This is a genomic window from Streptomyces monashensis (assembly GCF_001866665.1).
Lineage (GTDB): Bacteria > Actinomycetota > Actinomycetes > Streptomycetales > Streptomycetaceae > Streptomyces > Streptomyces monashensis.
The window spans coordinates 170,372-188,205 of sequence record NZ_MLYO01000016.1; the positions used below are offsets into that span (position 1 = coordinate 170,372).

Below are 17,834 nucleotides of genomic sequence, written 5' to 3' on the forward strand. Positions count from 1 at the left end.
TGAAAAAAGGGTGTCGAACCTGTCCGGGTCTCGGTCACATGCCACAACTGCCCTTGCGGCGCTTGACGTTGATGGTTGATCAGGTCTACAACTTCCCCTGTTTCACGGATCCGTGGCGCCGGATCCGCCGAGCGTCACGGGCCGCGTTCCCGGCCCCTTCCCGGCGACCGCTCACCTCGGCTCACGGCAACCGCTCGCACGGCACGGTGCACGGGTCCCATTCCCCCAGGCCCGGGTGCCGGCCGTCTCCCTCCGGCCCGGCCGGAGGCCTTCCCCCGAGGCCTCCGGCCGGTGCCCGGTCCGCCGCCGTCGCCGGTCCGTCGCGTACGGAGAAGGCGCGACGGCCCGCGCCGGCGGCGCCCCCAGGCCCTGCCGCCGTCGCCGCCACCACCACGTCACGCACCCCGCGCCGCCGCCACCGGCGCCCGCACCGCTCGCGTGACGCGCCACGCGCGCATGCGCCCACGGCAGTTCGCGCCTTCCTCGCAGCACCGGGCGCACCGACTGCCGTGCGTGCCGTGCGTGCACCACCTCGCACCATCCGCCACCCTCCACCTCACCTCACCCGATCCCCACTCAGGAAAGAGGCACCCGCCCATGCGTACGCGAACCGTCCTCACCCTCGCCGGCGCCGCCACCGCTCTCGCCCTCGCCGTGGCCACTCCGGCCTCCGCCGACGGCGCCGTCCTCACCACCGGCAGCGCGGGCGGCACCGCCGTCGCCGTCGGCGACACCCTCACCGCGCCGCTCGCCTCCGGCACCTCCGCCACGCTCTACTCCAGCGCGACCGGCACCAGCGGCGTCTCGTGCACCTCCTCCCAGTTCACCGCCTCGGTCACGGGCAACCCGTCGGCGCCCGGCACGGCCACCGAGTCCGTCTCCGGCCACACCTTCGACGCCTCCTCGTGCACCAGCAACGTCATCGGTGTCACCGGCGTCAGCAGCATCACCGTCGACAACCTGCCCTACACGGCGACGGTCGCCTCCGACGGCACCCTGACCGTCTCCCCGGCCAGCGGCTCGACCATCCAGACCACGGTCAAGCTGAAGACCCTGCTCGGCAGCATCACCTGCGTCTACCGGGCGGCCGGTCTGACCGGGAAGACCGACAACTCCGACAGCAGCATCACCTTCACCAACCAGCAGTTCACCAAGTCCTCCGGTTCGTCGCTGTGCTTCGCCAGCGGCTACTTCACGGCCAAGTACGCACCCGTGACCGACGGCGGCGCCCAGGTGTACGTCAACTAGACCCAGAGCGAGGGAAGTTCACCGAAAGCCCGAGCCGCCACCGGCGGCTCGGGCTTTCGGCGTGCCGTCGTTCCGCCGGGCCGGCGTACCCCTGATCGGGGGCGCAAAGCACCGACCGGTTCGGCTGTTTCACGCCTCCTGCGAGCCCCCGTTGAGGAGCCGGCCGTCGGCCTCGTATCGTGGCGATCATGCGTGCGGCGCGCGTGGTCGCGCGACTGCCGCGCATCGGCGGACGAGGAAGGGGGAGGCCGCTCTGATCTCGCACGATCACGGACTGCTGACGGGCTGTTCCGTACGTGATCCCCCGATGGCACGCGTCGTTCCGCCGGCCCGTACGGTCGGCTCTCCCTGCCCGTCGGTGAGTTATCGTATGCAGGGCGTGAGAAACAAACCGCGTGTCCCGTTCGTTAACGTCGCGAGGAGGGGTCCCATCATGGCGAGGCAGTTACGCGCCGAGCAGACCCGGGCAACGATCATCACGGCCGCCGCCGATCTGTTCGACCGGCAAGGCTACGACTCCACCAGCCTGAGCGACATCGTCGCGCACGCAAAGGTCACCAAGGGTGCGCTGTACTTCCACTTCGCCGCCAAGGACGATCTGGCCCAGGCGATCCAGGAACTCAACGCCGAGGCCGCGCGCCGGCTCGTCACCGAGGTCGAGAGCCGCGGCTACTCCTCCCTGGAGGCCCTGATGCGCGCCACGTTCGGCATCGCCCGGCTCGCCGTGGAGGACCCGGTGCCGCGCGCCGCGCTGCGTCTCGCCACCGCCGACATCGCCGTACGGCCGCCTGCCGGGCACCTGTTCACCGAGTGGCTGGAGTTCGCGACCCGCAAGTTCCACGGGGCCGTGCGGGAGGCCGACCTGCACAGCGAACTCGACGTCGGCGTCGTGGCGCACTCCCTCGTCTCCTTCTACGTCGGCACCAGGGTCGCCGGCCGCTCGCTCGAACCGGTGGGCCGGCTGCCGCGCCGGGTCGCCGAGATGTGGCACCTGATGATCCGGGGCCTGGTCCCGGTGCACCGCCGCCCCCGCTACGTCACCCTCGCCACGCAGCTGGAGCGGGAGATCAGAACCGCCTGACCCGCGCGCTACCGTGACGCACATGCCCGACACCCCGTTCGCACCCGTGATCCTCGGCAACGAAACCGGCTCGTTCCCGCACAGCGTGCTGGCCGAACGGCACCCGGCGATCATCCAGCAGGTGCGGGACGCCTTCCCGTACGGCCCCGGACAGCGCCGGGAGCTGGACGAACTGCTCGCGAGCTGCACCGAGGGCACCATCGAGCCGCTGCCGGCCGACGCCCCGGACCGGGACCTGTGGCAGGGCTGGGGCCTGCCCGCGTACACCGGGCGGTCCTGGTACGACGTGCCCTGGCTGTGGTCCGAGAGCTGGTTCTACCGCCGGCTGCTCGACGCCGTCGGATACGTCGGCCCCGGCGCCTGGCAGGGCATCGACCCCTTCCGCCCGTTCAAACGCGCCGAACTCGACGCGCCCGAGACCGACGCGGAACTCGCGGCGCTCGACGACCTGGCCGGTCTGCCGGAGGAGGAGCGGGCGCGCGCCCTGCTGCACGGCTCGCTCTGGGGCAACCGGGCCGACCTCGGCTTCCGGCTCTCCGCCGAGTCCGCCGAGAAACGGGACCCGGCGCCCGCGCTGGTCGCCGACGACGGCGACGCCCTGTTCGCCCTGCTGCCGCGCACGGGAGCCGGCACGCTCGTCCTGGTCGCGGACAACGCGGGCCGCGAACTCGTCCCGGATCTGCTGCTGATCGCCCACCTCCTCGACCAGGGCCGGGCCGCCCGGGCGGTGCTGCACGTCAAGCCACACCCGTACTACGTCTCCGACGCCACGACCGCCGACGTCGTCGACGCGCTGCGCCGGCTGCGGGCCGCCCCGGGCGCGGCCGCCGGGTACGCGCGCGTGCTCTGGGCGGCGCTGGCCGACGGCCGTCTCACCGTGCGCGCCCACCCGTTCTCGTGCGCCCCGCTGCCGTACGCGGACATGCCGGACGACCTGCGTGCCGAGTTCGCCGCGGCCACGCTGACCCTCTTCAAGGGCGACCTCAACTACCGCCGTCTGGTGGGCGACCGGCTGTGGCCGCCCACCACGCCCTTCACGGCGGTGACCGGCTACGCCCCGGGCCCGGTCGCCGCCCTGCGCACCCTGAAGTCCGACGTCGTCACCGGCCTGTCCCCGGCGACCGCGGCCGCGCTCGTGGCGGCCGAGGAGCAGCGCTGGCGCACCAGCGGCACGCACGCCCTCATCCAGGTCTCGACCTCGTCTTCCTCAAGTGACCTGGAATCGCAGTGACTTGATGCCGTTGATGAAATTCGACACGAGCCGCGCGGGCGGCGCCGCCGACCGGAGTTGCGGCAGGGCGCGCAGCACCTCCTCGTAGAGCTGCCGCAGCTGCAGCCGCGCGAAGTGGGCGCCCAGGCAGACGTGCGGGCCGTCGCCGAAGGACACGTGCGGGTTGGGGGAGCGGGCGAGGTCGAGCCGGCCGGGATCGGCGAAGACCCGCTCGTCCCGGTTGGCCGAGGCGTGGAAGACGACGACCTTGTCGCCGGCCCGGATGCGCGTTCCCGCCAGCTCGGTGTCCCGTGCGGCGGTGCGGCGGAACGTCAGCACGGGCGGATGCCAGCGCAGCAACTCCTCGACGGCCGACGGGAGTCCGACCGCTCCGGCACGCAGCGCCGCGTGGTCGGCCGGGTGTTCGGCGAGGGCCAGCAGGCCGCCCGGGGCCGCGCTGCGCACCGTGTCGTTGCCCGCGATCGTGAGCAGGAAGAAGAACATCTCCAGCTCGGCCGGGGCGAGTTCGTTCTCCTGGGCGAGCGTGGTCAGCACGTCGTCCGCCGGATGGCGCCGTTTGTACGCCGCGAGCTGCCGCGCGTAGGCGAACATGTCCGCCAGCATCGCCGGGGAGCGCGGATCGACCGGCCTGCCCGCCGCGTCCAGGACCGGGGTGCCCGCCTCGTCCGGGTCCTGGTAGCCGATGACCCGCTGCGTCCAGTGCAGCAGCAGGCCCCGGTCGCTCTCCGGGACGCCCAGCAGATCCGCCAGGTTGAGCAGCGCGTACTCGTCGGTGACGGCGGTCACCAGATCCACCGTGCCGTCCCCCTCCCGGGCCGCCGCCAGCGCCCCGGCGAGCAGCATGCCCGCCCGCTGCCGGGCGGCCGACGCGAACCGCTCGATCCGGCCCGGTGTGAACGCACGGCTCACCAGCCGCCGCAACCGGCCGTGCCGCGGCGGATCCTGATTGAGCATCATCCGCCGGACGAACGGCAGGTCCGCCGGATCGGGGTCCCGGATCTGGGTCGCGCCGGCGTACGAGGAGTACGTCGTTCCGTCCTTCAGCACCCGTACGACGTCCGCGTGCCGGGTCACCGCCCAGAACCCGGGTCCGGCCGGCCAGCCCAGCACCTCCCGCTCCTCCTGCCAGGCGACCGGATGGCGGTCGCGCAGCACGCGGTAGTCGTCGTGGGGGACCCCGATGCCGTACCGGCGGGGGTCGAACACGTCCGGCACCGGAGGCGTTTCACGGACGTTCACGCCGACCCCCGTGCCGGTACGGCTCCTTCGCCGTCCGCCCGCAGGAAGTCCTCGACCGCGCGGATCAGCTCCAGCGGTGTCTCGTCCATGGAGTAGTGCCCGGCGCCCGCCAGTGTGACGAGTTCGGCGCGCGGGAACCAGGACAGCCAGGTCTGCCGCATGACGTCGGGCGACAGCGCCGGGTCGAGCGTGCCGGCCACGGCGAGGGCGGGCACCGCGCAGCCCTCGACGTCGGCGTGGAAGTCGTCGCCCGCCCAGGAGTCCAGCCAGGCCCGGAACGCCTTCGCGTCGCTGCGCTCCAGCGAGCGGGCGACCATCCGGTCCAGCCAGGCGGCCGGGCGCAGCCCGCCGGTGGTGACGTCGAGGATCGCCCGCCGGTTCTCCGGCTTCTTCGCCGCGTCCCTGAACAGCGCGGCCTGCTCCCCGGCCAGCGGCAGCCCCGAGGCCGGCACCGGCGAGACGCCGACGATCCGGCGCAGCCGGTGCGGGGCGAGGCCCAGCAGCCGCTGCGCCACCGCGCCGCCCATGGAGTGCCCGACCACCGAGAACCGCTGCCAGCCGAGCCGGTCGGCCAGTTCCAGCAGGTCCCCGGCCGCCCCGGCCGTCGTGTACGGGCCCGCCGCGTCCCGGGCCTCGCCGTACCCGCGCAGGTCCACCAGCGCGTACGTGAAGGAGAACCGGTCGAGGTCCGGCAGCACGGCCGCGTAGGCGGAGCGGTCGGCGAACCAGCCGTGCACGGCGAACACCCGGTGGGGGCCGTCGCCGTGCACCTCATGGGGCAGTACGAAGGAGGTCATGCGCCTACCGTGGCCCGCGCGCGGGGGCACGGCAAGGGCACGGACCGGGGCGTACCGGCGGGCACACCCCCGGTGCCCCGAGGCCAGGGTTTCGAGGGCGGTTCATACGAACGTGTGGCCGTGCCCGGGGCGGCGGATGGGTGCCGCGGGCCCCGGGTAGTGCCCGGCCATGACGCAGCCGTTCGAACTCCCGCACTTCTACATGCCGTATCCCGCGCGGCTCAATCCGCACCTCGACGAGGCGCGGGACCACTCCACCCGGTGGGCGCGCGAGATGGGCATGCTGGAGGGTTCCGGGATCTGGGAGCAGGCCGACCTGGAGGCGCACGACTACGGGCTCCTGTGCGCCTACACCCACCCCGACTGCGACGGCGGAGCCCTCTCCCTGATCACCGACTGGTACGTGTGGGTCTTCTTCTTCGACGACCACTTCCTGGACATGTACAAGCGCACCCAGGACCGCGCCGCCGGCAAGGCCCACCTGGACCGCCTGCCGCTGTTCATGCCGCTCGACCCGAGCGCCGGGGTGCCCGAGCCGCAGAACCCGGTCGAGGCGGGCCTGAAGGACCTGTGGGCGCGCACCGTACCGGCGATGTCGGCGCACTGGCGGCGCCGCTTCGCCCTCGCCACCGAGCATCTGCTCAACGAGTCGATGTGGGAGCTGTCGAACATCAACGAGGGGCGGATCGCCAACCCCGTCGAGTACATCGAGATGCGCCGCAAGGTGGGCGGCGCCCCCTGGTCGGCGGGGCTCGTGGAGTACGCGACCGCCGAGGTGCCCGCCGCCGTCGCCGGCACCCGGCCGCTGCGCGTCCTCATGGAGACGTTCGCGGACGCCGTCCATCTGCGCAACGACCTGTTCTCCTACCAGCGCGAGGTCGAGGACGAGGGCGAGAACAGCAACGGCGTCCTGGTCCTGGAGAAGTTCTTCGGCTGCACCACCCAGGAGGCCGCCGAGACCGTCAACGACATCCTCACCTCACGCCTGCACCAGTTCGAGCACACCGCGCTCACCGAGGTCCCCGCCGTCGCCCTGGAGAAAGGCCTCGCCCCGGACCAGGCCGCCGCGATCGCCGCCTACACCAAGGGACTCCAGGACTGGCAGTCCGGCGGCCACGAATGGCATCTGCGCTCCAGCCGCTACATGAACCGGGGGGCGGTGTCGCGGGCCCCCTGGCAGCTGCCGAGCGGCCCCGGCACGGCGGCCGCCGACGTCGGCGCCCTGTTCGCCTCCGCCGCCCGGCAGCGGCTGCGCGCCTACACCCACGTGCCGTTCCAGAAGGTCGGCCCGTCCGTGCTGCCCGACTTCCACATGCCCTACGAGCTGAGCCTGAGCCCTCACCGGGAGAGCGCCCGCGACAACCTCGTCGCCTGGTCGCACCGCATGGGCATGCTGGCTGAGGGAGTCTGGGACGAGGACCGGCTCACCGCCTTCGACTTCGCGCTCGCCGCGGCCGGCATCGATCCCGACGCCACCCCCGAGGCCCTCGACCTCAGCGCCCAGTGGCTCGCCTGGGGGACGTACGCCGACGACTACTACCCGCTGGTCTTCGGCCACCGCCGGGATCTGGCCGGGGCGCGGCTGAGCACGGCCCGGCTCTCGGAGTGCATGCCGGTCGAGGGGGAGCCGGCCGTCACTCCCGCAGGCGGCATGGAACGCGGGCTGGCCGACCTGTGGACGCGCACCACCGCCGGGATGGACGCCGATCAGCGGCAGGCCCTCAAGGCGTCCGTCGACGTGATGACCGAGAGCTGGGTGTGGGAGCTGTCCAACCGGCTCCAGAACCGCGTCCCCGACCCGGTCGACTACCTGGAGATGCGCCGCGCCACCTTCGGCGCCGACCTCACCCTGAACCTCGCCCGCAGCGGCCACGGCCCCGCGATCCCGCCGGAGGTCCACCGCAGCGGCCCGGTCCGGTCCCTGGAGAACGCCGCCGTCGACTACGCCTGCCTCCTCAACGACATCTTCTCGTACCAGAAGGAGATCGAGTACGAGGGCGACATCCACAACGCGATCCTGGTCGTGCAGAACTTCTTCGGTGTGGACTACCCGACCGCACTGCGCGTCGTGCACGACCTCACGACCCAGCGGATGCAGCAGTTCGAGCACGTCATCGCCCGCGAACTCCCCGTCCTTCACGACGACTTCGCGCTGTCGGCCGAGGCCCGCGCCGCCATGGACGCCTACGTCGCCGACCTGCAGAACTGGCTGGCCGGCATCCTGAACTGGCACCGCACCGTCGACCGCTACCGGGCCGGGTTCCTGGCCCGCCGCGCCCACGGCTTCCTGCCCGGCCGGGCGCCCGCGGTCCCGGCACTGTCGCCCGGCTGACCGTCGCGGAATCTCCGCGTACGGAACGGGTGATTCAGGGAACTTTCGCGCGCTCTGCGCAGTCTTGAGGGGCAAGGGGAACAAACAGCGACACGACAGACACAGAGACACAAGTCAAGGACACACGGGGGTGTTCGAACTTGACCGAGATCATCGAGACGCTGGAGAGGCTCGCCGGGGGGACCACGCGGCGGGAGGCTCCGGCGCCGGGTGAACTGACGCCGTACTCCGCGCCGTTGACCGTCCCGCCGGTCCTGCGTCCGGCGGCGGACGACGTCCTGCACGAGACCGAGATCGCCGTGCGCCCGACCTGGGTGCGCCTGCACCCGCAGCTGCCGCCGACCCTCATGTGGGGGTACGACGGACATGTGCCGGGCCCGACCGTCGAGGTGCGGCGCGGCCGGCGCATCCGCGTCGCCTGGACCAACCGGGTACCGAAGGAGGCGGAGTTCCCGGTCACCTCCGTCGAGGTGCCCGGGAGCGCGCCCGGCACCCCGCCGCCCAGCACCGAGCCGGGCCGCGGGGGCGTCGAGCCCGACAAGGACGTCGCCGCCCTGCCCGCCTGGACGGTGACACATCTGCACGGCGCCCGGACCGGCGGCGGCAACGACGGCTGGGCGGACAACGCCGTCGGCTTCGGCGACGCCCAGCTGTCGGAGTACCCGAACGACCACCGGGCGACGCAGTGGTGGTACCACGACCACGCCATGAACATCACGCGGTTCAACGTGATGACGGGCCTGTACGGCACCTACCTGCTGCGCGACGACGAGGAGGACGCGCTGCGGCTGCCGTCCGGGGAGCGGGAGATCCCGCTGCTGATCGCCGACCGCAACCTCGACACCGACGAGGACGGCCGCCTCAACGGCCGGCTGCTGCACAAGACGGTGATCGTCCAGCGGAGCAACCCGGAGACCGGCAAGCCGGTCTCCATACCCTTCACCGGTCCGTACACCACGGTCAACGGCCGCATCTGGCCGTACGCCGAGGTGGACCCGGCCTGGTACCGCTTCCGGCTGCTCAACGCGTCGAACGCGCGCATCTTCGAGCTCGTCCTGATCGACGAGCACGGCAAGCCGGTGCCGGGCGTCGTGCACCAGATCGGCAGCGACGGCGGGCTGCTGCCCCGCCCCGTGCCGGTCGACTTCGAGGGCGACCTGCCCACGCTGACCGCCGCGCCGGCCGAGCGCTTCGACCTGCTGGTCGACTTCCGCGCACTGGCGGGCCGGACCCTGCGGCTGGTCAACAAGGGCCCGAACCAGCCGGCGGGCGTGCCCGACCCGGCCGGTGACGTGCGCTATCCGGCGGTGCTGGAGTTCCGTGTCGGCGAGTCGTGCGCGCAGGAGGACACCTTCGCCCTGCCCGAGGTGCTCTCCGGCTCCTTCCGCCGCCTCACCCACGACCTCCCGCACCACCACCGCATGGTCCTGCTCACCCCGCCCGCCACCAAGGGCGCGGGCGGCCACCCGGAGATCTGGGAGCTGACCGAGGTCGAGGACCCGAGCGGGCTCCAGCTGCCGGCCGACGGCATCGTGCAGGTCACCGGGCCCGACGGCACCACGAAGACGTACCGGCGCACGTCCCGGACGTTCAACGACGCGCTCGGCTTCACCCTCGCCGAGGGCGGCTACGAGCAGTGGAGCTTCCTCAACCTCGCGCCGATCGTCCACCCCATGCACATCCATCTGGCCGACTTCCAGCTGCTCGGCCGGGACGCCTACGACGTATCGGGCTTCGACCCGGCCGTCGGCGGCACCCGCACACCGATCCGGTACGACGCCGGCCGGACGATCCCGCTCGCACCCAACGAGCGGGGCGACAAGGACGTCTTCCGGGTGCCCGGGAACCAGATGCTGCGGGTCATGGGCCGCTTCGGCGGGGCATACGGCCGCTTCATGTACCACTGCCACCTGCTGGAGCACGAGGACATGGGCATGATGCGGCCCTTCGTCGTCATGCCGGCCGAGGCCATGAAGTTCGACCACGGCGCCGGGCACGGCGGCGGTCACGAGGGGCACATGGGCTGAGCGGGGCTCCGAGCCGGCTGCCGGGCAGCCGGCAGCCGGCTCGTGCGCGTCGGGCCTCAGGCCTGCCGGGCGAGCCGGGACGCCGCGTGCTCCACCGCGGCTCGCGCCAGCGCCCGGACCATCGGGTGCGGGTGCGAGCCGTCGCCCGCCAGCTCCGGCTGGAACAGGGACGCCAGGAAGAAGGGATGGCCCGGCAGTTCGGCGATCCGGGGGTTGCCGTCGTCGTCGTGCCCGGAGAACCGCAGCCCGTGGGCGCTCAGCGTGTCGAGGTGGCGGGTGGGGCCGTAGCCGCAGAAGTACCGCTCGACCGTGCGCCGGGCGCCGATCACGGACTCCGCGAGCGAGCCCGGCTCGATCGTCACCGCCGCCTCGTGCCCCACCAGCGAGCAGGCGAGCGGCTCGATGAGCGGGTCCGCGGCGTCCGGGTCGTTCTCGGCGTGCGCGACCCCGGTCAGCCCGCACACGGTGCGGGCGAACTCCAGCAGCGCGTGCTGGAAGCCGCCGCACGTACCCAGGAACGGAATGCCCTCCTCGCGCGCGGTGCGCACGGCCGCGAGCACTCCCGCCTCGCTGCGGTACGGGCTGCCCGGCAGCACCCACACGGCGTCGAAGCCGCGCACCGCGCCCCCTGCCCCGGCGTCCTGCGAGGGGATCCAGTACGCGTCCAGGACCAGCCGGTCGCGCTCGGCGAGCGCCTCCAGCAGGCCGGGGAGACGGGTGTGCGAGACGACGTTGGGGGAGCGGTCGCCGACGAGGGCGACGGTGGCGGTGTTGTCCATGCCCCCATCCTTCGCGCGCCCCCTTGTTCACGTCCAACGATGATTTCTGCACGATCGATAAGCTCTGCTGATGGCGATGGGAAGCTGGGCCCATGGACCCGCATCTGCTGCGCACCTTCGTCACCGTCGCGCGCCTCGCCTCCTTCTCGGCGGCCGCCCGCGCGCTGGGCTACACCCAGTCCGCGGTCTCCCAGCACGTCGCCTCGCTCGAACTCGACCTGGGCGCAGCCCTGTTGTCCCGACGGCCCGTCGCACCCACCGCGGCCGGCGAGCGGCTGCTGGAACACGCGGGCCCGCTGCTGCTGCGGCTGGAGGCGGCCCGGGCCGACGTCGTCCGCATGGCCGCCGCGCCCGCGCCCGGCCTCACTCTCGCCGCCACCCCGACCGCCCTCGGCCCCGCCGTCCTCGCCGCGCTCCCGCCGAACGGCGTCACCGTGCGCGTCCTCGCCCGCGAGGAGATCCCGGCCGCCGTCGCCACCGGCGGCGCGGACCTGGGCCTCGTCGCCGGGCTCGCCGCGCCGAGCGATCCGCTGCGGCTGCCCGACGTGGCCCCGCTGACCACGCACGGCGTCGCCGAGGAGCCCGTCGGCGTGCTGCTGCCCGCCGGGCACCCACTCGCCGGACGGCGCGGACTGCGCCTCGGTGACCTCGCCGACGCCCGCTGGCTGGAGGCGCCGGACGCAGCCCTCCCGCTCGACCAGTTGCGCGCCGCGAACGGCGGCGGCGCGTTCCGCCCGGCGCTGCGCTACGAGGGCACCGATCTGCACACCCTCACCGCCCTCGCCGCCGCCGGCCACGGCCTCACCCTGCTGCCCCGGTCGGCCGTCGGCGCCGTGCCCGGCACGGTCGCCGTCCCGCTCACCGCACCCCGGGTCGTACACCGTACGGAACTCCTCCACGGCGGCAGCCCGGGGGCGGCGGCGGGGGAGATCGTGCGGAAGCTGGTGGGCGGGGCGTGACCGTGCGCCGCCGAGGTGCCATGACTACCCTGCGCCACCCTCCGGCCAGTCTCACTCGTTCGTGTCTCGTCGCGGCCCCGCGCCCCGGGTAGAGCAACACCCGGAGGCGAGCGAACCATGGAACAGACTGCGTTGCGTCCCAAGCCCATGCCCGGACAGGACCCGCGGGACGGCGCGGGCGCCGACCGGGCCGAGTGCGCCGACCACGGCGATGCGGGCCCGGTCCCGCGCCCGCACGCCGCGCACCGGCGCGGACAGCGGCTGCGGAGCCTGCTGTTCGGCCTGTGCGCCGGCATCCTGCTGGTGCTCTCCGGCGTCGGCATCGGCACGGTCGGCGCCACCGTCATCGGCATGAGCAGGCTGGCCGAACTGCGCCACCAGGCCCCGCCGTCCGCCCCCTCGGCCAAGGCGCCCGCGACCGCGCCGAGCCCCGCCGCGGTGCAGCCCGCGGCGACGCTCGGCGTCGAGGCCGTCGATGCCGAGAAGGCGGGCGCGCTGGTCGTGGGCGTGCACGTACCCGGCCCCGGCTACGCCGCGGGCCTGGTCCGCGGGGACGTCCTGCTCCAGTTCGGCCCCGCGCGCGTGGACAGCGCCGCCGACCTGGCCCGGGCCGTCGCCCACGCCCGCCCCGGCCAGGCAGTGCTCCTCACCGTGCGTCACCGCAGCGGGGGCTACCAGCAGTTGACCGCCGTACCGGGCGTGGTGACCTGACCGGGACGCGCCCCGCGCCCGCACCCCGGTCAACCGGAGGCCCTGTCAGTCACCCCGGCAGGCCCACTGGTCGCCGTCCGTCCCGCGCGCCATGATGGCCCCATGCCGAGCCCCTTCCCCCGCGACCGCACCCCGCGGAGTGCGCCGGCGACCGGCTCGCGCCGCCCCGGCCGACCGGGCAGGATGCTGCACGAGACGCCATCGCCCCGCACCCTCACCCGCGCCCGGAGGACCGGATGACCGGCAGCCCGCCCCCGCCCTTCACCGCCGCCGACCACCGGGCCCGGATGGAGCGCGCCACGCGCGCCGCCGCCGACGCCGGTCTGGCCGGGCTGCTCGTGGCGCCGGGACCGGACATGGTGTGGCTCACCGGGTACACGCCCACCGCCGTCACCGAACGGCTCACCGTGCTGGTCCTCACCCCCGGCCACGACCCCGTGCTCGTCGTGCCCACCCTGGAGGCGCCGGACGCCGAGCACGCGGTCGGCGCGTCCGCGCTCACCCTGCGGGACTGGACCGACGGCAAGGACCCCTACGCCGTCACCGCCGCCCTGCTCGACGGCGCGGGCCGCTTCGGCATCAGCGACAACACCTGGGCGATGCACCTGCTGGGTCTCCAGCGGACCCTGCCGGACACCTCGTACGCCTCCCTCACCGATGCCCTCCCCATGCTGCGCGCCGTCAAGGACGCGGCCGAACTCGAACTCCTCGCGGCGGCCGGAGCCGCTGCCGACGCAACGTTCGAGGAGATCCGGAAGGTTCCCTTCGCCGGCCGCCGCGAGTCCGACGTCGGCCACGACCTCGCCGCCCTGCTGCGCCGCTTCGGCCACTCCCAGGTCGACTTCACCATCGTCGGCTCCGGACCCAACGGCGCCAACCCGCACCACGAGGTCGGCGACCGCGTCATCCAGGACGGCGACATGGTCGTCCTCGACTTCGGCGGTCTGAAGGACGGCTACGGCTCCGACACCACCCGCACGGTCCACGTCGGCGAGCCCACGCCCGAGGAACGCCGCGTCCACGACATCGTCCGCGCGGCCCAGGAAGCCGGCTTCGCCGCCGTACGGCCCGGCGCCGCCTGCCAGGAGGTCGACCGTGCCGCCCGCGCGGTGATCACCGACGCCGGGTACGGCGCGTACTTCATCCACCGCACCGGGCACGGCATCGGCGTCACCACGCACGAGCCGCCGTACATGATCGAGGGCGAGGAGCAGCCCCTCGTGCCCGGCATGTGCTTCTCCGTCGAGCCCGGCATCTACCTGCCCGGGCGGTTCGGCGTGCGCATCGAGGACATCGTCACGGTGACCGAGGAGGGCGGCCGTCGTTTCAACAACACCACCCGCGAGCTGGTCGTCGTGGGCTGACCGGCCCAGGGAGACCCGCCCCGGTCCCTCTTCCCGACTTTCCCCGAACGGCAACGGCGCGATCCATGACCCAGGCACCGACACCCACCGCGGACACCGTCCGCCGGCTCGTCCGCTCGCTGACCGACGAGCACGCGGCCGGCGGCGGGGGACCCGATGTCCGGCCCGTCACGGCGGGCGGCGAGCACTCCACCTGGTGGGTCGGCACCCGCCATGTGCTGCGGCTCGCCCTCTCCCGCGAGGACGCCCTGCGCCAGCGCCGCGAACTGCGCCTGCGCGACCTGGTACGGCCGTACCTCCCCGTCGCCGTCCCGGCCGGCGTCGCGCACGGCGAGTGGGCGCCGGGCCTCACCTACACGCTCGACACCCGGATCCCCGGCGGCAGCGCCGAGGAGCACGACGTCTCGGCCGTCGGCGAGGCCGACCTGGCCGGACTGCTCACCGGGCTGCGCGCGGTGCCGGCGCCGCGGGCCGAGACGATCGGGGTGCCGCGCGTCGCGCCGCGTTCCCTGGAGGCGCTGCGCCGCATGGCCGTGGCGGCGGCCGAACGCCTCGCCGCCGCCGACGAGTTCGACCCCGTACGCCTGCACCAGCTCACCTCGCCCGGCGCGGCGCAGCTCGCCGCCCAGGCCGGCGGTGCCGTGCTCGTCCACCACGACCTCAAGGGCGAGCATCTGGTGGTCAGCGCCGACGGCAGGGTGCGCGGCGTCCTCGACTGGACCGACGCGGCCCTGGCCGACCCGGCCGAGGACATCGCCGGGCTCGTCCTCGCGGTCGGCTCCGGCGCGGCCGTCCGCGCGGCCACCCTCGCCGGCTACGGCGCCCGCCCCTGTCTGCGCGGCCTGTGGCTGGCCCGCTGTGACACGGTCGTCCGCCTCACCGACCGCCTGGAGGGCCGCGACGACAGCCCGCTGCCCCTCCTGCGCACCCAACTGGGCCGCGCCTGGGAACCGATCATGCTGGAACGGGTGACGGACCTGAAGGAGGACGACCAGGACGCGTAGCGTGCCGGTCCCGAGCGGTCGCCCCGCTCAGGGCTGGGACAGCACCACGCAGGACTCCCCGGGCAGTTCCAGCAGGCCGTTCGGGCCCGGGGCCGACACCGGGTCCCAGGCCGCGAGGACCACGGCGGGACGGGCGCCCAGGGGGATCGACGCCGGTTCCCCGCCCAGGTTCACGGCCACCCGCACGTCGCCCCGCCGGAAGGCGAGCCAGCCCGCCTCCTCGTCGTACGCCACCTTGGTGTCGGCGAGATCGGGGTCGGTCAGGTCCGGCTGCTCACCGCGCAGTGCGATCAGCCGCCGGTACCAGGCGAGCACGCGCGCGTGCGGCTCGCGCGCCGGCTCCGACCAGTCCAGCACGGAGCGGTCCCGCGTCGCCGGGTCCTGCGGGTCCGGTACGTCCTCCTCGGCCCAGCCGTGCGCCGCGAACTCCCGTCGCCTGCCCCGCCGTACCGCCTCGGCCAGCTCCGGATCGGTGTGGTCGGTGAAGAACTGCCACGGCGTGCCCGCCGCCCACTCCTCGCCCATGAACAGCATCGGCGTGAACGGCGAGGTCAGCGTGAGCACCGCCGCGCAGGCCAGCAGGCCGGGGGAGAGCCGGGCCGAGAGCCGGTCGCCCTGGGCTCGGTTGCCGACCTGGTCGTGCGTCTGGCTGTAGCCGAGGAGGCGGTGCCCGGCCACGCGCGCGCGGTCCAGCGGGCGGCCGTGGCGCCGGTCCCGGAAGCTGGAGTACGTGCCGTCGTGGAAGTACCCGCCGGTCAGCGTCTTGGCGAGCGCGGCGAACGGGGCGCGCGCGAAGTCCGCGTAGTAGCCCTGCGCCTCACCGGTCAGCGCGGTGTGCAGGGCGTGGTGGAAGTCGTCGTTCCACTGCGCGTGCAGCCCGAGGCCGTGCTCCGCGCGCGGGGTGATGTACCGCGGGTCGTTCCGGTCGGACTCCGCGATCAGCGACAGCGGCCGGCCCACCTCCTCGGCGAGCGCGTCCACCGCGGCCGACAGTTCCTCCAGGAACGGGTACGCGCGCGTGTCGTGCAGCGCGTGCACCGCGTCCAGGCGCAGCCCGTCGACCCGGTAGTCCCGCAGCCACGCCAGCGCGCTGCCGAGCAGGAACGCGCGCACCTCGTCCGAGCCGGGCGCGTCCAGGTTCACCGCCGAACCCCAGGGCGTGTGATGCGTGTCGGTGAAGTACGGCCCGAACGCGGGCAGATGGTTGCCCGACGGACCCAGGTGGTTGTGCACGACGTCCAGGACGACCCCGAGGGCGAGTTCGTGGGCGCGGTCGACGAAGCGTTTCAGCGCCTCCGGGCCGCCGTACGGCTCGTGCACCGCCCACAGCGACACGCCCTCGTACCCCCACCCGTGCCGCCCCGGGAAGGGGCACAACGGCATCAACTCCACGTGCGTGACCCCCAGTTCCACCAGGTGCTCCAGCCGCGCCGCGGCCGCGTCCAGGGTGCCCTCGGGGGTGTACGTCCCCACGTGCAGCTCGTAGAGCACCGCGCCCGGCAGCCCCCGTCCCGCCCAGCGCGCACGCCATGTGTACCGGCCGTGGTCCACGACCGCGCTCAGCCCGTCCGGGCCGTCCGGCTGGCGGCGCGAGCGGGGGTCGGGCAGGACGGGACCGTCGTCCACCGCGAACCCGTACCGCGCGCCGTCGTCCGCCTCCGCCTCCCCCGTCCACCAGCCCACGCGCTCGGGATCTCGCCCCAACGCGCGCGTGGTGCCCTCGCAATGGAGCGTCACTCGGTCTGCCTGCGGTGCCCACACCTCGAACTGCACGGACGGTTCCCCTTCGTCTGCTCACCGTGATGATCTCCCGCGGCCCCCATCGTGCCCGTCCGGACGATCAATGTGTTCTCGAACTCGGTCTTTCCCGGCAGGTGTCGCGGAACGCACGCACGCGTGGCACCGGTTCCGCGTTTTCTGGACACTCGGGGTTCACTGACCGACAATCACCAGCGTGACGTCGTCTTTCGAGTTCTCCACGTACCCCGCGCGGCTGTCCGACGCGGAGCGCGACAAGGCGCTCATGGTGCTGCGCGACGGCGTCGCCAGGGGGCGGCTGTCGCACGACACGTTCGTGCGCCGCATGGAACTGGCGCTCGCCGCCCGCCACGCTGACGAACTGGCCGCCCTCGTCGCCGACCTGCCCCGCGAGAAGCGCCTGTCCCGCGCGGTCCTCGGCAGCGTCGAGGCCGTCTCCGCGTTCACCGTACGACTGCGCCGCGCCTGGCAGGCCGAGCGGCTGCCGAAGCTGCTGCTGCCCCATCCGGGACAGACCCACCCGCTGCGCATAGGCCGTGACCCCGCCAACGGGCTGCGTCTGAACCACGAGACCGTCTCCCGCGTGCACGCCGAGCTGTTCCGCCAGGGGGAGATGTGGGTCCTCAGGGACCTCGGCTCCACCAACGGGACCACCGTCAACGGCCGCCGGGTGACCGGCGCGATCGTGGTCCGCGAGGGCGATCTGGTCGCCTTCGGCCGCATGGGGTTCCGGCTGGCCGTGAGCTGAGCCCGTCGGCCGAGGCGGCCGGTCGTGTTCGAACAGGCGATCTTCACGCGTGCGCGTGCCGTCCCGTTCGAGTGAGCCGGACGGGCCGGACTGCGGAACGTGCGCCGGCGTGCCGATGCTGGGGAGCATGACGTACCTCTCGAGATCGACCGCGGCGGTCGGTGCCGTGCTGGCGGCCGCCGGGCTCCTCGCCGCGGGACCGGCCCAGGCGGCACCCCGCGACCGCGTTTCCGGCAACTGGCTCCGTCTGACCGTCGCCAAGGGTGAGAACGGCAACGGTCCCACGCGCGGCACCGTGCTGCTGTGCGACCCGCCGCGGGGCGGCCACGCGCGGGCGGCCGAGGCGTGCGCCGAGCTCGCCGCCGTCGGCGGCGACATCGGCCGTATCCCGCCCGAGCGCGTGTTCTGCCCGGCCCTCTACTCCCCGGTGACCGTCCAGGCGTACGGGCGGTGGAACGGCCGGCCGGTCGACTTCCGGCAGACCTACACCAACACCTGTGTCATGAACGCGCGTACGGGAGCGGTGTTCGCCCTGGACGCGTGACCGCCGGGCGCG

Annotated in this window: 15 protein-coding genes; 11 read left to right on the forward strand and 4 right to left on the reverse strand. The window is 73.7% G+C overall.

Annotation, left to right across the window (positions count from 1 at the left end):
- The first annotated feature begins 597 nt into the window (after positions 1-597).
- From BIV23_RS09430 to BIV23_RS09440, 3 genes are all read left to right on the forward strand, one after another.
- On the forward strand, positions 598-1,248 hold the full coding sequence (locus BIV23_RS09430; RefSeq protein WP_071380319.1) for a Tat pathway signal sequence domain protein: 651 nt from the start codon (positions 598-600) through the stop codon (positions 1,246-1,248).
- Between the two features lie 433 nt (positions 1,249-1,681).
- On the forward strand, positions 1,682-2,329 hold the full coding sequence (locus tag BIV23_RS09435; RefSeq protein WP_071380320.1) for a ScbR family autoregulator-binding transcription factor: 648 nt from the start codon (positions 1,682-1,684) through the stop codon (positions 2,327-2,329).
- Between the two features lie 22 nt (positions 2,330-2,351).
- Positions 2,352-3,560: a damage-control phosphatase ARMT1 family protein gene (locus BIV23_RS09440; RefSeq protein WP_071380396.1), complete on the forward strand. Its 1,209-nt coding sequence runs from the start codon at positions 2,352-2,354 to the stop codon at positions 3,558-3,560.
- On the opposite strand, the gene BIV23_RS09445 is transcribed toward BIV23_RS09440, so the two are convergent.
- Entirely contained in the window at positions 3,537-4,799 is a 1,263-nt protein-coding gene (locus tag BIV23_RS09445) for a cytochrome P450 (RefSeq protein WP_071380321.1), read from the reverse strand. The two genes, BIV23_RS09440 and BIV23_RS09445, sit on opposite strands and share 24 nt — an antisense overlap.
- Positions 4,796-5,596: an alpha/beta fold hydrolase gene (locus BIV23_RS09450; protein ID WP_071380322.1), complete on the reverse strand. Its 801-nt coding sequence runs from the start codon at positions 5,594-5,596 to the stop codon at positions 4,796-4,798. The genes BIV23_RS09445 and BIV23_RS09450 overlap by 4 nt, the downstream gene beginning before the upstream one ends.
- Positions 5,597-5,765: 169 nt before the next feature.
- Between BIV23_RS09450 and cyc2 the strand changes: the two genes are divergently transcribed.
- Positions 5,766-7,928: a germacradienol/geosmin synthase Cyc2 gene (gene cyc2 / locus BIV23_RS09455; RefSeq protein WP_071380323.1), complete on the forward strand. Its 2,163-nt coding sequence runs from the start codon at positions 5,766-5,768 to the stop codon at positions 7,926-7,928.
- Positions 7,929-8,068: 140 nt separating this feature from the next.
- Positions 8,069-9,955 (forward strand): O-aminophenol oxidase PhsA, encoded by a 1,887-nt coding sequence (gene phsA / locus BIV23_RS09460; protein ID WP_425443472.1) that lies wholly within the window; start codon positions 8,069-8,071, stop codon positions 9,953-9,955.
- A gap of 56 nt (positions 9,956-10,011) precedes the next feature.
- Here phsA and BIV23_RS09465 read toward each other — a convergent pair whose 3' ends face one another.
- Positions 10,012-10,734 (reverse strand): CTP synthase C-terminal region-related (seleno)protein, encoded by a 723-nt coding sequence (locus BIV23_RS09465; protein ID WP_071380324.1) that lies wholly within the window; start codon positions 10,732-10,734, stop codon positions 10,012-10,014.
- A gap of 92 nt (positions 10,735-10,826) precedes the next feature.
- Between BIV23_RS09465 and BIV23_RS09470 the strand changes: the two genes are divergently transcribed.
- The 4 genes from BIV23_RS09470 (at position 10,827) to BIV23_RS09485 (ending at position 14,772) form a co-directional block, all read left to right on the forward strand.
- The gene (locus BIV23_RS09470; protein ID WP_071380325.1) at positions 10,827-11,693 is read left to right on the forward strand and encodes a LysR family transcriptional regulator; all 867 of its coding nucleotides are present in this window, start codon (positions 10,827-10,829) and stop codon (positions 11,691-11,693) included.
- 117 nt (positions 11,694-11,810) lie between these two features.
- The gene (locus BIV23_RS09475; RefSeq protein ID WP_071380326.1) at positions 11,811-12,404 is read left to right on the forward strand and encodes a PDZ domain-containing protein; all 594 of its coding nucleotides are present in this window, start codon (positions 11,811-11,813) and stop codon (positions 12,402-12,404) included.
- Positions 12,405-12,640: 236 nt separating this feature from the next.
- Positions 12,641-13,768 (forward strand): aminopeptidase P family protein, encoded by a 1,128-nt coding sequence (locus tag BIV23_RS09480; RefSeq protein ID WP_071380327.1) that lies wholly within the window; start codon positions 12,641-12,643, stop codon positions 13,766-13,768.
- 65 nt (positions 13,769-13,833) lie between these two features.
- Positions 13,834-14,772 (forward strand): aminoglycoside phosphotransferase family protein, encoded by a 939-nt coding sequence (locus BIV23_RS09485; protein ID WP_071380328.1) that lies wholly within the window; start codon positions 13,834-13,836, stop codon positions 14,770-14,772.
- A gap of 27 nt (positions 14,773-14,799) precedes the next feature.
- Here the strand turns inward: BIV23_RS09485 and treZ are convergent, their stop codons facing one another.
- A complete protein-coding gene (gene treZ / locus BIV23_RS09490) occupies positions 14,800-16,545 on the reverse strand; it encodes a malto-oligosyltrehalose trehalohydrolase (protein WP_071380329.1) in 1,746 nt (581 codons plus the stop codon).
- 181 nt (positions 16,546-16,726) lie between these two features.
- Between treZ and BIV23_RS09495 the strand changes: the two genes are divergently transcribed.
- Both BIV23_RS09495 and BIV23_RS09500 read left to right on the forward strand, forming a co-directional pair.
- Entirely contained in the window at positions 16,727-17,278 is a 552-nt protein-coding gene (locus tag BIV23_RS09495; protein WP_071380330.1) for an FHA domain-containing protein, read from the forward strand.
- A gap of 127 nt (positions 17,279-17,405) precedes the next feature.
- Positions 17,406-17,822 (forward strand): SSI family serine proteinase inhibitor, encoded by a 417-nt coding sequence (locus BIV23_RS09500; RefSeq protein ID WP_177239807.1) that lies wholly within the window; start codon positions 17,406-17,408, stop codon positions 17,820-17,822.
- Positions 17,823-17,834 lie beyond the last annotated feature (12 nt).

What these genes read in the sequence shown, in the direction of transcription:
- BIV23_RS09475 (WP_071380326.1), top strand. Translation starts at nt 11,811, where the DNA reads ATGGAACAGACTGCGTTGCGTCCCAAGCCCATGCCCGGACAGGACCCG.
- BIV23_RS09485 (WP_071380328.1), top strand. Translation starts at nt 13,834, where the DNA reads ATGACCCAGGCACCGACACCCACCGCGGACACCGTCCGCCGGCTCGTC.
- BIV23_RS09435 (WP_071380320.1), top strand. Translation starts at nt 1,682, where the DNA reads ATGGCGAGGCAGTTACGCGCCGAGCAGACCCGGGCAACGATCATCACG.
- BIV23_RS09450 (WP_071380322.1), bottom strand. Translation starts at nt 5,596, where the DNA reads ATGACCTCCTTCGTACTGCCCCATGAGGTGCACGGCGACGGCCCCCAC.
- BIV23_RS09440 (WP_071380396.1), top strand. Translation starts at nt 2,352, where the DNA reads ATGCCCGACACCCCGTTCGCACCCGTGATCCTCGGCAACGAAACCGGC.
- BIV23_RS09465 (WP_071380324.1), bottom strand. Translation starts at nt 10,734, where the DNA reads ATGGACAACACCGCCACCGTCGCCCTCGTCGGCGACCGCTCCCCCAAC.
- BIV23_RS09470 (WP_071380325.1), top strand. Translation starts at nt 10,827, where the DNA reads ATGGACCCGCATCTGCTGCGCACCTTCGTCACCGTCGCGCGCCTCGCC.
- BIV23_RS09500 (WP_177239807.1), top strand. Translation starts at nt 17,406, where the DNA reads ATGACGTACCTCTCGAGATCGACCGCGGCGGTCGGTGCCGTGCTGGCG.
- BIV23_RS09430 (WP_071380319.1), top strand. Translation starts at nt 598, where the DNA reads ATGCGTACGCGAACCGTCCTCACCCTCGCCGGCGCCGCCACCGCTCTC.
- cyc2 (WP_071380323.1), top strand. Translation starts at nt 5,766, where the DNA reads ATGACGCAGCCGTTCGAACTCCCGCACTTCTACATGCCGTATCCCGCG.
- BIV23_RS09480 (WP_071380327.1), top strand. Translation starts at nt 12,641, where the DNA reads ATGACCGGCAGCCCGCCCCCGCCCTTCACCGCCGCCGACCACCGGGCC.